Origin of the sequence: Rahnella sp. AN3-3W3 (assembly GCF_003263545.1) — a bacterium.
GTDB classification, from domain to species: domain Bacteria; phylum Pseudomonadota; class Gammaproteobacteria; order Enterobacterales; family Enterobacteriaceae; genus Rahnella; species Rahnella variigena.
Genome location: NZ_JYDG01000059.1, coordinates 1 through 14,082, shown reverse-complemented (window position 1 = coordinate 14,082; position 14,082 = coordinate 1). Strand labels below are relative to the sequence as shown.

General features: G+C 49.0%; 12 protein-coding genes and 1 pseudogene. 9 read left to right on the top strand and 4 right to left on the bottom strand.

Annotation, left to right across the window (positions count from 1 at the left end; all coding sequences use genetic code 11):
* Positions 1 to 48 precede the first annotated feature (48 nt).
* Positions 49 to 1,005, bottom strand: a complete 957-nt coding sequence (locus tag UC15_RS16495; protein ID WP_232829922.1) for a LysR family transcriptional regulator — start codon at positions 1,003 to 1,005, stop codon at positions 49 to 51.
* A gap of 482 nt (positions 1,006 to 1,487) precedes the next feature.
* Here UC15_RS16495 and UC15_RS16490 point away from each other — a divergent pair, with 482 nt between their 5' ends.
* From UC15_RS16490 to UC15_RS16480, 3 genes are all read left to right on the top strand, one after another.
* On the top strand, positions 1,488 to 2,015 hold the full coding sequence (locus UC15_RS16490; RefSeq protein ID WP_112289442.1) for a fimbrial protein: 528 nt from the start codon (positions 1,488 to 1,490) through the stop codon (positions 2,013 to 2,015).
* 75 nt (positions 2,016 to 2,090) lie between these two features.
* Positions 2,091 to 2,624: a fimbrial protein gene (locus tag UC15_RS16485; protein ID WP_112289441.1), complete on the top strand. Its 534-nt coding sequence runs from the start codon at positions 2,091 to 2,093 to the stop codon at positions 2,622 to 2,624.
* A 113-nt stretch (positions 2,625 to 2,737) separates the two neighbouring features.
* Positions 2,738 to 3,412 (top strand): molecular chaperone, encoded by a 675-nt coding sequence (locus UC15_RS16480; protein ID WP_112289440.1) that lies wholly within the window; start codon positions 2,738 to 2,740, stop codon positions 3,410 to 3,412.
* A gap of 61 nt (positions 3,413 to 3,473) precedes the next feature.
* Here the strand turns inward: UC15_RS16480 and UC15_RS26055 are convergent, their stop codons facing one another.
* A complete protein-coding gene (locus UC15_RS26055) occupies positions 3,474 to 3,650 on the bottom strand; it encodes a hypothetical protein (RefSeq protein WP_232829921.1) in 177 nt (58 codons plus the stop codon).
* Here UC15_RS26055 and UC15_RS16475 point away from each other — a divergent pair.
* Together UC15_RS16475 and UC15_RS16470 are read left to right on the top strand one after the other, a co-directional pair.
* Positions 3,637 to 6,105 (top strand): fimbria/pilus outer membrane usher protein, encoded by a 2,469-nt coding sequence (locus UC15_RS16475; RefSeq protein ID WP_232829920.1) that lies wholly within the window; start codon positions 3,637 to 3,639, stop codon positions 6,103 to 6,105. The two genes, UC15_RS26055 and UC15_RS16475, sit on opposite strands and share 14 nt — an antisense overlap.
* A 16-nt stretch (positions 6,106 to 6,121) precedes the next feature.
* Positions 6,122 to 7,093, top strand: coding sequence for a fimbrial protein (locus tag UC15_RS16470; RefSeq protein ID WP_112289438.1), 972 nt, complete (start codon positions 6,122 to 6,124; stop codon positions 7,091 to 7,093).
* 59 nt (positions 7,094 to 7,152) lie between these two features.
* Here UC15_RS16470 and UC15_RS16465 read toward each other — a convergent pair.
* Positions 7,153 to 8,177 (bottom strand): annotated as a pseudogene (locus tag UC15_RS16465) (M48 family metallopeptidase).
* A gap of 3 nt (positions 8,178 to 8,180) precedes the next feature.
* Positions 8,181 to 9,371, bottom strand: a complete 1,191-nt coding sequence (locus UC15_RS16460) for a YjgN family protein (RefSeq protein WP_112289437.1) — start codon at positions 9,369 to 9,371, stop codon at positions 8,181 to 8,183.
* A gap of 257 nt (positions 9,372 to 9,628) precedes the next feature.
* Between UC15_RS16460 and UC15_RS16455 the strand changes: the two genes are divergently transcribed.
* From UC15_RS16455 to UC15_RS16440, 4 genes are all read left to right on the top strand, one after another.
* Positions 9,629 to 10,132: a GNAT family N-acetyltransferase gene (locus UC15_RS16455; protein ID WP_112289483.1), complete on the top strand. Its 504-nt coding sequence runs from the start codon at positions 9,629 to 9,631 to the stop codon at positions 10,130 to 10,132.
* Between the two features lie 42 nt (positions 10,133 to 10,174).
* Positions 10,175 to 10,915 (top strand): MurR/RpiR family transcriptional regulator, encoded by a 741-nt coding sequence (locus UC15_RS16450; protein ID WP_112289436.1) that lies wholly within the window; start codon positions 10,175 to 10,177, stop codon positions 10,913 to 10,915.
* A 148-nt stretch (positions 10,916 to 11,063) separates the two neighbouring features.
* The gene (locus tag UC15_RS16445) at positions 11,064 to 12,596 is read left to right on the top strand and encodes a PTS transporter subunit EIIC (RefSeq protein ID WP_112289435.1); all 1,533 of its coding nucleotides are present in this window, start codon (positions 11,064 to 11,066) and stop codon (positions 12,594 to 12,596) included.
* Positions 12,597 to 12,660: 64 nt separating this feature from the next.
* The coding region (locus UC15_RS16440; protein WP_112289434.1) for a 6-phospho-beta-glucosidase at positions 12,661 to 14,082 on the top strand (1,422 nt) is incomplete at its 3' end.

Below are 14,082 nucleotides of genomic sequence, written 5' to 3'. Positions count from 1 at the left end.
CCAGTCAGGGAAACCTGACTGGCATTTTTTATACCTGCAACAGACTGATTAACGCAGGGCGTTATTCTTAAATTCCTGCATAAAGATATCCGACATTTTTCTCACCAGTGTCGAGAAAAACTGGTTATTCAGTGCGGCTTTATTATAAATCATGTAGACAGGTTGTGAAGGCAATGTGACATCAATCGACAGTCTCTGAATATCAAAAGAGTCTTTCATTTTCTGATAGAAACGCTCCGTGATAAAACCCACCATGTCGGATGATTCAACCATCGAAATAATAGAGAGCATTGAAGGGCTGATAAATCGGCACTTTCTGTCGACTTGCATCAGAGCATTCACGCTCAACCTGTTAGACAAAAGACTGGCGCTCTCGGAATCCACGAAAATATGGCTCTCTTCTGCGGCCTGCTCAGGCGTCAGGCTACCGTTAAGACGCGGATGAGATTTCCGGCAAATCATCACCGGTACTTCACTGGCAATATGCTGGCTTACACGCGAGTGGCTGATATGGGGATGAGCATCGAAAATGATGTCAGCCTTACGGAAAATAAGCGCATCTTCCGTTTCAGCAATAGAATTACCGCTGGTGCTGTGCACTATCTCACAGTCGGGTGCGATTTCATCCAGCACCCTGCGCATGACGTTAATCGTAAACATAGAGATATATGGCGAGCAGTGAACCACAAGCCGGGTCGGCAGAGAATCAAATGAGATATTCTGCAGCTTGGCGATCATGTTGTCATAAGCTTCCGCCAGCCCTTCATGTATACCAATCGCGACGGTGGTCGGTGCCAGCGCCTTTCCGTCCCGGATAAACAACGCATCATTATAATGAACACGTAAACGCCCGAGCGCCTGGCTGACAGCTGAAGGGGTGATGCCCAGTGCATCTGCAGCTTTAGTCCCGCTGCGATGAATAAAAACCGCCTCAAAGGTGGTTAAAAGATTGAGATCAAAATTCTTCACCATCTTAAAACGATCGGTGAGCGTGTTTTCTTTCATGCTGTCCAGTCCTCTGATCTCCGGTGAAATGCGAGAGTTCGCATTCTCACCATCTATCATAGTCAAGATACTCAATTTTGGTCTCCTTACCGGTACTTTAATTTCTTATAATTGAATGAGTAATATTTTTTGGGGGGTATAATAAATAATTCATTATCGCGAAAACTACTAAAAACAAATAAAGGGATATATTAGTAGATGGTAAATACACTTTACTGAACTATACCTTTAACTAACTTAAATTGAAATCCGGCCCGATTTTATAAAAATAAATATATCATATAAATTCGCCTTGATTCATACAGATATATCCATTCTTAAGTTTACTGAATAGTACATTCAGCGTATGCCATGGAGATTTATACGACAACTATGAATAATGCGCTCCAACGATAAGGGGGGGACGAATTTATACCCTCTTCATCATCACCCACCAGCTCTTATTACCAAGAGTGTGTTTTTGTTAAAATAAAGGAATAGTAATGAAAATGACTTCGTTTTTTAAAATGAGTGTACTGGCTGCCGGTATGGTTGCAGCAATGGGTGCAAATGCGGCTGATACTGGTACATTGAATGTTACAGGTTCTCTTGTTGCAACTACATGTTCAGTTGATGCAGGCAGCACCACTGACGTGGCATTTGATACCCTGTCCGCTACAAGCTTTGCAGCTGTTGGCGCAATTTCAGAGAAAAAAGACATCGTCCTGAATCTGACTGCATGCCCTGTTTCTCAGACTGGCGTAATGTTTACTGCGAACGGTGCATCTGATGCGACTAACAACCAGTTGCTGGCACTGGGGTCTGATTCAGTCGCAACCGGTCTGGGCATCGCTATTTATAACAAAGGTGGCGATCTGATCCCAATGCATTCTGCTTCTGCAGCTGCACCGATCAATGCTGAAACCGGCGTTGCAACCATTAATCTGGAAGCGGCAGCCATGTCTACTGCTGAAGCAGTGACCGGTGGTGCATTCAACGCAACAACTACTTTTGTTCTGTCTTACAACTAATATTTCCCGATTTATTGGCTTGCTGAAAATAAAACACCAAGTTAATAGAATTTGGTTAAAAGGATTAAACCGATCATGAATATGAAAAAATTAAGTGCTGCTGTAGTTGTTATGTTGGGTCTGGGTGTTTCTGCTGCACAGGCAGATGAAGGTTCCCTAAACTTCACCGGTCAAGTGACTTCCAGTTCTTGTTCTGTTGCTACGAATAGCACATCATTGGATGTTAGCTTCAATGGTTACTCTATTGCAACACTAAATGAAGTTGCTCCGGGCACCACCAAATCTGCATTGCAGAAGCCTTTTAGTATCGTATTGTCTGGCTGCCCTGAAGGCGTGTCCGTTGCAAAAGTTAATTTTGATGCCAGAACCTCCAGCTATTATCCTAACGTTATCATTGGTAATGCACAGGTCCCGTATATTGGTTTCTTAATTACAGACGCTGATACAGGCACTGATATCGTACCAAAAACTTTCGATGCAAATGAAAAGACAATTGTTGCTGGCGAGAACACCCTTAATTATCTCGTCGGTTTATCAAAAACGGCTACCAACAGCGCGGGAGCCGGTGATTTTAATATCCCTGTGACCTTCACAATGTCTTACGAGTAATTAATTCTGTAATACATTAACTTATCAATAAAATGGTTGGGAAATACTCAACCATTTTATTTACTCTTTTAGTAAAGCTGTGGAATCATTACTGCATACTTCAAAGGTTAATTATGTCGCTACTTAAAAAATCTTTTTATTCTCTATTGCTATTCGCACTCTCAACCCCCTCATTCGCCGGTTTTTCCGTAGGTTCTACCCGCGTTATTTATAACGGCAATATGAAAGAAGTTTCCCTCTCTGTTAAAAATACCGAAGATTCGAATGTTTATCTTATTCGTTCCTGGGTAAGTTCTGACAAAGCGGGTGAGAAGGTGCCGTTTATTATCACGCCGCCACTGTTCCGTATTGAACCGGGTCAGGATAATGCCGTGCGTATTACCCAAACTTCATCATCATTAGCGCAGGACAAAGAGTCTGTCTACTGGGTTAACACACTGGCTATTCCTCCGGCGTCGAAAGAAAAAAACTCATTGCAGTTCTCTATCAATACCCGCATCAAGCTGATCTATCGCCCGACTGCATTGAATAACAAAGACGCGATTGCCAAAGCGTATCAGCAACTGACCTTCACCCGCTCAGGCAATGCAATAACTGCCAGTAATCCGACACCTTATTACGTCAACATGACTAAAGTCAGCGTGAACGGCAAAGAGTTAAAAGAAGGGTATATGGTGCCGCCAAAATCGTCGTTCAAAATTGATAATGCTCCGGCAGGAAACAGCATCGTCTGGCAGGCTATTAATGACTTCGGCGGATTAACCGAAAAAGCCAAAGCATCAATCTAAATAAGTCGAAAGATTAAAACCGGGAATGTCTGTTTATTATGGAAAATAACAATATTAAAAATCATCGGGACAAAGGCAGCACCAGGAGAAAAGGTGAAGAAAGAAAGAGTGGCGCATCAAAAAGCACCACGACTGCCCGCTCTTTTTTATTAAAACCCTTATCCTTTTTCATATTGTTATCTCTTCCCGGATTGGCTTTTTCTGCAGAAACGTTTAACGCGGAAATGCTTAAGGCCATCGGTGATGGCGGCGATATGGAAAACGTCAATCTAGATTATTTCGCTGAAAAGGGCGGGCAGATGCCCGGCACCTATCAGGTGGATATCTATCTGAATAACCAGCAGGTTGACACGCGCAACGTAGAGTTTGTCAGCCTGCCGGATGCGCCGGGTAAACTTTATGGCGCGATCACGCCCGCAGAGATGGCAGAGTACGGCGTCAAGCTGGACGTATTCCCTGATCTGAAAGCCGTTGCACCTGATGCAAAACTGACCAAGCCGCTGAGCGCCTATGTGCCGCAGGCCACTGAAAATCTGGATTTAAACCGTAAGCGTTATGACATTACCGTACCGCAAATCGGCGTAAATCTACGTCCGCGCAACTCGGTTGACCCTAAGCGCTGGGATAACGGCATCGCCGCCTTTATGCTCAATTACAGCTATTCCGGCTCTACCACAGAGCGCGACGACAGCGGTCAGTCAAAGAGTAACTTCGTTAACCTGCGCAGCGGGGCTAACCTCGGTGCGTGGCGACTGCGTAACTATTCGACCTACAGCAATCAGCAAACTGAAGGCTCGCACGGCGGCGAAGACACCAGCACCAGCAAGTTTGAGTCGATTAATACCTACGTGCAGCGTGACGTGCGTTTCCTGCAGGGCGGGCAACTGACGCTGGGCGAGTATTCCACGCCTGCTGACGTGTTTGACAGCGTCCAGTTTACCGGTGCGCAACTGGCCTCCGACGACCAGATGCTGCCGGATTCCATGAGTCAGTTTGCACCGACGGTGCGCGGCATTGCCAAGTCTAATGCGCAGGTCACCATTAAACAGAACGGCTATGTGATCTACCAGTCCAACGTATCGCCGGGGCCGTTCGCCATCACGGATCTCTATCCGTCCGGTAACGGCGGCGATATGGAAGTAACGGTAACCGAATCTGACGGCTCCACCACCAAATTCAACATTGCCACCAGTTCCGTACCGATTTTACAACGTGAAGGCCGCTTCAAATACAACCTGGCGCTGGGTAAATATCGTTCAGGTAATGACGATACTCAGACCCCGAACTTTATTCAGGTTTCTAATATTTATGGTCTGACCGCGCGCACCACCGTTTACGGTGGCGTGCAGTATGCCGAAAACTATCGTGCGGCTAACGTCGGCGTTGGTTTTGACTTAGGTTCCGTGGGTGCTGTGTCATTTGATGCCACCCAGGCCACCAGTGAGTTTGATGATGCGCCGGGCACCAAAAAAGGCCAGTCCTACCGGGCGATGTATGCCAAGAACTTCGAGGCAACGGACACTAACCTGCAAATCGCTGGTTACCGTTACTCCACCGAAGGCTACTACGCCTTCAGTGACGTGCAGGATTACCAGAAAGACACCGATAACGATTTCGACAACTACAACCGCTCGCACAATCAGCGCAGCAAAATGCAGTTGTCCGTCAACCAGTCAATCGGCGACTACGGGTCGATTTATGTCAGCGGCAGCCAGCAGGATTACTGGGGCGGCGACGGTAAAGAGAAGCTGTTACAGCTCGGTTACAACACCAGCATTTACGGCATCAGTTACGGCTTTAACTACAACTACTCGAAAAACCCGGGCATGACCGAGGCCGATCAGGTGTTTGCCTTCAACATGTCGGTGCCGCTCGATAAGTTCATGGGGCCATCCGGCACATGGGCAACGTACAGCATGAGCACCAAACGACACGGTTCCACCGTTCAGCAGGCCGGTATCAGCGGCACCTTGCTGGAAAATAATAACCTGAGCTATTCCGCGCAGCAGGGGTATGAAAATCAGGGCAACGGCGCGTCCGGTAATGCCAGCATGGATTACAAAGGCGGCTCCGGTGAAGGCAATCTCGGTTACAGCTATGACCAGGATACCCGCCAGTGGAGCTACGGCATTCAGGGCGGCGTACTGATCCACGAAAACGGCATCACGCTGTCACAACCGCTGGGCGATACCATCGCGCTGGTGAAAGCGCCGGGAGCCGATGACGTTGATGTCGAAAACAACAGCGGTGTCCATACCGACTGGCGTGGCTATGCGGTCGTGCCTTTTGCCCAGCCATACCGTAAAAACAGCGTGACGCTGGAAACCGAAAGCTTTGCTGACGACGTGGATATGGACATGAACACCCAGACGGTGATCCCAACCCGCGGCGCGGTTGTGCGTGCGGACTTCAAAACCCGCGTCGGTCAGCGTGCCTTAGTGCAGATGCTGTTCCTGGGTAAACCGGTGCCATTTGGTGCCACGGTCAGCCTGCTGGACGACGACAGCACCGTCACCGGGATTGTCAGTGACAACGGCGAAGTGTACCTGACCGGCCTGCCGGAAACCGGCAACATCATGGCGAAATGGGGCAACGGCAGCAATGAGCAGTGTAAAGGCTCATACACGCTGGCCGGCAGCAATGCCAGCGACCCGTCCGCGCTGATTAAACAAATTACGGCGCAATGCCACTAAGGCATGAGGAAGTAACATGAAGAATTTTATCGGTATTTTGAAGAAAGGTGCCTCTGCAAAAAACAGTCTGCGATCGTTGCTGGCCGTGCTGCTATTGACCTGCGGCGTGCATAATGCCATGGCACTGGGCCTTTGCGACTATCCTTCCACATTTGGGAAAGTGACCATAGATCGCCAGATTACGGCCATACAAAGCCAGCCCGTAGGCACCGTGCTTGCAAGTTACACCTATAACCAGCGCGCTCTACTGGCCAATAACTGTGGCGGTCAATACAAAAAAAACAGTTTTGTAAATAGCTCTGTTTATCCAGGCTTATCAGATGGCATGACGTTTAATAGCGGGATCGAGGGGGTCGGAATACGAGTCACAATAGATGCTCTGCCCGTTTACTCAGGATTTATTGACAAAACCTTTGAAGGGGATGGTACCTCGCCTATTTATCTTTCTAACGTAAAAGTTGATTTCATTAAAACGGGCAATATCGTTCCCGGCAACGCGATATCGGGTAACCTGGCTTATGTTCGCATGGTGGACACTGCAGGCGAACAAATGGTCTTTGACGTGAACATTGGCACCGTCGTGGTTAAGCAGGCATCCTGCGAAATCACGGGCAACAGTGCGATCCCTGTACCGATGGGGATTGCGAAGAAAGAAGATTTTACGGGCAAAAATTCCACGCTCAAGCCGGTGAATGTACAGATCCCTTTGCAATGTTACGCTGACACCACGGTGAATATCAGTTTCGATGCAGCCTCGACACTGGGCAATGGCATTATTGATCTGACTAAAGGCGGGGCCGAAGGCGTAGGCATCCAGCTTAAGATGAATGATAAAGTCGTCGTGTTCGATCAGAAAACCTTTGTCACCAAGACCACGCAAGAGGGGGCATTCAATATTCCACTGACCGCCGCCTATATACAAACTGCCGATACCATCAAACCGGGTATCGCTAACGCCGTAGCGAACTTCACCGTTACCTACGAATAATCGTTAGCGTCTGACGGGTTCTCTAACCAGAACTCGTCAGACACCGTTCCTGATAAACCCTATTCTCTTTCAGCCTTCCTGATATGTTCTATTCGCGACGTCATAGCAGGATGCGTACTCAGCCAGTCAGGCAAATATCCCTTTATTTTCTCATCCTGCCCCTCTGCAGATAAACGACGGTAAATCTCAGCCATTCTTTCCAGCGAGCGCCCTTCCCGCTTCATTTCCACAATCGCCCAGTCATCCGCCTCACGCTCCATACCGCGCGAAAACTGCAGTTCATTCGCCAGCGATGCGGTCTGCAATAACGTATCCCCGATACCGCTGACATCACCGGTCATCCACAACAACGTCAGTGATACCAGCGAAGAACGCACTATCATGCGCATCGGATGCCGGTAAGCGTGATGTCCCATTTCGTGCAACATCACACCCGCCAGTGCGTCATCTCCGGGGCTCAATGTCACCAGTTCATCGCTGAGGATCAGCGTGCCGTCCGCCAGCATAAACGCGTTGGCGACGTCCGGAATATTCATCAGTTTCAGTCTGATCGGGGTACGGTCATGGCGTAATGAAGGTGGCGTCACCTGTTGAAAGAGCTGCTGAAGGGCTTTCTGCTTTTCTTCAGGCAACGTCGAATCCTGGAAATCACTGGCTCTCAAAAGTGTAAGCGTGTGATGCCCAAGATTTTGTTCAATCGTCGTCGGTATTCGCTGCGCAATGACATTGCTTACCCACGGCAGCACGCCCCAGATATAAAAGGCCACCAACACGCAGGTCGCTGCCAGTGTGAGAAGCACACCGCGTTTATGGCTTTCCATGCGGTATATCCAGCCCGGCCTGCGATGCTGCCGCAGCCAGCGCCGGAACGCACTGTCATCAGCAGGCACAAAACGGCCACCGTCGGGAAACGTCAGAAACAGGGGAATGGAGCCCAGCGCGTCAGAAACCTCAATATCGCGCAGAGAAAAAACCTGAATTGCAGGTTGCGCATCAAGAGTCAGACGCTGATCGTCGTCCAAAAAAAGGCGGGCAGCCTCACGTGCTGCCGTCCCGGAGGCTGATAAAAGCCTTCGATGATCATGTTTTACATACCGACGCCAAGGTCGAACGCCTGCGCCATTTCTTCCGCCACAGCCGTGTTGGCTGCATCGTGATGGGCGACGACATCCAGCAGCGACAAATCGCCTACCACCGCAGTGCGCTCCGCCATATATCGCGCAGCGCGGACATGCGCCACTGGCGTTGCCAGACCCAGCGAGAAGACCACAATCAGCGCATTGGAGAAAAGCAGTCCCAGATAAGAGGCGGTTTTCATGGATGAACGCAGTTTTACGCGCTCACCGATGTGCGTCTGATTTAAGACATAATTACGCACGGCGACCACCTGATAGCTGGCCACAACCAATGCACCGACGATAAGCACGACGAAAGCCATGAGGAAGCTGAACAAGTTACTTAACAGCATCGCACCGGCCATATCATCAGACATCGCCCCCATCGCCACCATCTGGTACATCGTGGTGAAGAACGAGCCCATCAGCCAGAACGCCACAATCAGGAAAGGCAGGAATAATACGATGGCTAATAAGCTGTACTTAATAAAGGTCGACTTTTTCAGCTCTGCGCGGAAAGCAGTATTTCCGAAAAAGTGATTATTGATGTACAAGTCATGCGTCATCGCGCTGATAATACCCTGAACCGCCGCAACACCCGGAACCAATGCCACGACAACTATTATGACGCTTATTAATATGGCGCTAATACTGGCCATCTGAACTGCAATCAACACCACGGCAGTAATCGGAATATACAACGCCAGCATTAATAAAATCGGGCACAGATACATTGTCCAGTAAGCGCGCCCCACTTTGCAGTGATAGTTGAAGCGCACACCGCGGAAGCTGGTCATGATCGCGTTATAACGCCAGCTGCGGATAACCACCCACGGCATTAACGCCAGAAAAGCCAGCGCAATCAACAATGCTAACTGAGGGAGTATCGCCGCCAGAATATAGAAAACAATAATGCCGCCGATCACCAGCAGACGCCCTTTCAATATTTGAATGGGCTTTGCGTGATAGTCAAAACGATCTCCGTTAATTTCGGTATTACCTAAAAAATAACGGCGACGACGAACGGTCGCCCAGGCAGAATAAATCCCCAGAGTAATGATGGTTAATAATGCATTAACCAGCCATATTGCGAAATATTCCCCGCCCTTGCCATGAAAACGCACCTGATGCAGGTTATCGTTGTAGTGATTATTATCTGACATTTTTATCTTTCGTCCTGAAAGGAATGAGAAACACCCTCCTTAAAAAAAGAAGGTTGCGTAGCACGATATATAACGCCGAAGATTTAATCACGCCCCTGACCTTGCAGGCAACGAATTATTGCCTCTGCCAATGAAAAAAATTCTCATTTGAGATAAGTAAAATCAGCGGGACACGCCTGCGGCGTTGCATCGGCACGCCCTAAGATGGTATTAAAACGGTCTGTTTGATTATTCATTGTGGGAACTAAGTGAGCAACATGACGACCACCTTTCCTGTCAGCGTGCTGGTGCGCCCGATCCGTCCCGAAGATAATGCCGCCATCGCTAACGTAATCCGCCACGTATCAGCCGAATTTGGCCTGACTGCCGATAAAGGCTATACCGTCGCTGATCCGAATTTAGATCATCTCTATGAAAGCTACAGCCAGCCGCGTTGTGCTTACTGGGTGGTGGAACTGGATGGTGTGGTCGCCGGTGGCGGCGGTGTTGCTCCGCTCTCAGGCGCAGAACACGATTTGTGTGAATTACAGAAGATGTATTTCATGCCTTCCCTGCGCGGTCAGGGGCTGGCGAAACGTCTGGCGCTTCAGGCCATTGAACATGCGCGCTCACAGGGTTTTGCCCGCTGCTATCTGGAAACCACCGCCAGTCTTACACAGGCTATCGCGCTGTATGAGCGTCTGGGTTTTCAACACATTGACGGCGCAATGGGCAATACCGGCCATGTCGACTGTGAAGTGACGATGTTAAAATATCTCTGACACCGTTTCTTTCTTTATCAGCTCTTTGCAAACAGGCATCACATGTTCACACACAAAGCCATTTCAGCGTTAAACGAACTGGAACTGACGGTCTATAACTACATCGTCAAAAATGGCGATAAGGTCATGTACATGACCATACGTGAACTGGCTGATGCGGCGGGCGTCTCAACGACAACCGTTCTGCGCTTTTGCAAGAAAATGGATTGCGACGGTTACTCTGAGTTTCGTATCCGTTTTAAACTGTTTTTAGAACATGAAGAAAAGCCGCCTGTTTCATTTGGAATTAGCGAGATCATCAGCTATTTCAAAAGTATTAATAACAGCGAGTTCGATGAGTTATTAGATGAAGCGGCAAAACAAATAGCGAATGCCCAGCGTATTATATTTGTTGGCGTGGGAACATCCGGTTCACTGGGAAAATACAGCGCACGCTTTTTCTCGAATGTAGGGAAATTCAGCACCTTTATTGACGACCCTTATTTTCCGATCAACAGCGATATGTATAAAGATGCTATCGCCATTATTCTCTCTGTCTCCGGTGAAACGGAAGAAGTCCTGCGTTTTGCCACGCAGTTCAGCCAGCATAACTGCAAGATCATCAGCCTGACCAACAGCGAAACCTCAACGCTGGCGCGGATGGCAGACCTCAACATCTCCTACCACATGCCGCAAATCGTGCTCGAAGGCCAATATAATATTACCACTCAGATCCCCGTACTTTATATTATTGAAACCATCGGAAAGAAATTACCTTTAATAAAACGTGACTCAGCGCAATGAAAAAACAGGGTGTTTTTAAGATGTAACAAATCACCCGAATTGTTTTTTGTTATATCGTGACAATACCCTTTCTTTTGCTACACTCCTGCCAACGAGTAAAAAAAACAAAAAAGCTCACCTCTGTATACCCGCAGGAGAATAATAAATAATGGCTATTGATTACGCTCAGACAGCTCAGGATATTGTTAAATATATTGGCGGCGATAATAATGTGATTAGCATCACACATTGTGCCACCCGTTTACGCTTTGTTCTGAAAGATAATAACGCCGTCGATAAAGAAGAATTAAAACGCGTGAAAGGGGTGATTACAGTTATCGAAGCCGGCGGCCAGATGCAGGTAGTGATCGGCAACCATGTGAGCGACGCCTATAAAGAGGTTCTGAAACTGATTGAGATTGACGAAAACGCACCGGTTTCCGCGCCCAATGTGGGCATCGTCAGCCGCGTGATGGATGTTATCTCCAGCATCTTTACACCGTTCCTTTATCAGCTTGCGGCGTGCGGTATTTTGCAGGGAATTATCTCCTTCCTCGCTGCCGTCGGCATTATGGACGCGAACAGCGGCACCTACCGTATTCTCAACTTTGTGTCCTGGACAGCGTTTACCTTCCTGCCGGTGATGATTGCGTTTACCGCAGCCAAAAAATTCAACGTCAATCCGTTTACCGCAGTAATTACGGCCTGCGCGCTGATCAGCCCTGATTACATGAATATGGTGACGGCGTTTAAAATTACGTCGATCAACTCCGCCGATCCGGCCATGCAACAGCTGATGCGTGAAGCAGTCAGCAATCCTGATATGGCGAATATCCTGCAGAATGTAGTCGGTATTCCGGTTTCAGCGCCGACGCTCGATTTCCTCGGCATTCCGGTGAAATATCTGAGCTATACCGCGTCTGTTATCCCGATCATTCTGATGGTCTGGGCAATGTCGTATATCGAGCACTTCTTTAATAAAGTGCTGCCGGTGGTTATCCGCAATCTGTTCACACCGATGTTCTGTATCGCGATTATGGTACCGATGACGCTGCTGGTGTTTGGCCCGGTCGGAAACCTGATTGGTGGCGCGATTGGCGGCGTATACAACACCCTTTATCACCTCAGCCCGACCATTGCCGGTTTCGTGGTAGGTGCATTCTGGCAGCCGCTGGTAACGCTGGGCGTTCACTGGGGTATTACGCCGGTCACCGTCGGCAACTACGCTACGCTGGGTTATGACACCTTTACCGGTCTGCAGGCTTCCGCGGTCTTCGCGATGACCGGCAGTATGTTTGGCGTGTACCTGAAAACCCGCAGCCGCGAAATGAAAGGTATCTCGTTGTCCGCTGGCGTCACCGGCCTGTTTGGTATCACTGAACCTGCAATTTACGGTGTGGCGCTGCGCCTGAAAAAACCATTCCTGTGCAGCTGTGTCGCGGGCGGTATCGGCGGCGCGATCGCCGGTTCCTTTAACGCCGTGTCATGGAGCTACTGTCTGCCGGGTATCGCCGTACTGCCGGTGTTCTTCAAAGAAGGCCACATGCCGCAGTTCCTCGGTTTCCTGCTGTCGATTACCGTCGCCTTTGTGCTCGGTGCGCTGTTTACCTGGCTGGTCGGATTTAAAGATGAACCCGACGTTGCCGCGACCAAAAAAGTACAGGCAGAAACCCGACGTGCTACTCAGGCAGAAATGAATTAAATCTGACATTACGATCTACAGGGCAGAAGCAATCTGCCCTCAATAAGTATCCAGGGAGAATCAAATGAGTCATCAGTTACCGAAAGATTTCTTATGGGGCGGCGCAGTTGCAGCACATCAGGTGGAAGGCGGCTGGAACAAAGGCGGCAAAGGCATCAGCATCTGTGACGTCCTTTCCGGCGGCGCGCACGGCGTTGACCGTGTAATGACCGACGGCGTGCTTGACGGCTACAGCTATCCGAATCACGAAGCTGTCGATTTTTACTCGCATTACAAAGAAGACATCGCTCTGTTCGCAGAAATGGGCTTCAAATGTTTCCGTACCTCGATTGCCTGGACGCGCATCTTCCCGAATGGTGACGAATTACAGCCAAATGAAGCCGGTCTGCAATTCTATGACGACATGTTTGATGAACTGCTCAAACACAATATCGAGCCGGTGATCACCCTTTCCCACTTCGAAATGCCGTGGCATCTGGTGAAGGAATACGGTGGCTGGAAAAACCGCCAGGTAGTGGATTTCTTTGTACGTTTCAGCCAGGTGGTAATGGAACGCTACAAAGGCAAAGTGAAATACTGGATGACCTTCAACGAGATCAATAACCAGCGTAACTGGAAATATCCGTTGTTCGGTTATTGCTGCTCCGGTGTGGTATTTACCGGGGAGGAAAATCCGGAAGAAACGATGTATCAGGTGCTGCATCATCAGTTCGTTGCCAGCGCCAAAGTAGTCAGGCTCGGTCATGAAATCAACCCTGATTTCCAGATTGGCTGCATGATCGCCATGGTGCCGCTGTATCCGTTCTCCTGCCATCCGGACGATGTGATGTATTCCGTTGAGGCGATGCACGAACGCTTCCTGTTCAGCGATGTGCATATGCGCGGTTATTACCCGGCGTATGCGCTGAAAGAGTGGGAACGTCGCGGCTTCAACATCAAAATGGAAGACGGCGATTTGCAGGCGCTGCGCGACGGCTGCGCGGATTACATCGGCCTGAGCTATTACATGAGCAACGCGATCTCAGCGCACAATCCAAGTGATGATAACGGTTTGTCAGGTTTTGCGGGCAGCGTGCCGAATCCGCACGTGAAAGCGTCTGACTGGGGCTGGCAGATTGATCCGGTCGGACTGCGTTACACCCTGAATATTTTGTATGAGCGTTATCAGAAGCCGCTGTTTATTGTCGAGAATGGCTTTGGTGCTATCGACAAAGCGGGTGATGAGGGCGTCATTCATGACGATTACCGTATCGCTTATCTGAAAGCACATATCGAGCAGATGAAAAAAGCGGTGCTGGAAGATGGTGTGGATCTGATGGGTTATACGCCGTGGGGCTGTATCGACTGTGTGTCATTTACCACCGGTCAGTACAGCAAACGCTATGGCTTTATCCACGTGGATAAAAATGACGATGGCACCGGCACCATGGCTCGCTCGAAAAAAGAGAGCTTCGGCTGGTATCAGAAAGTGATTGAGAGCAACGGG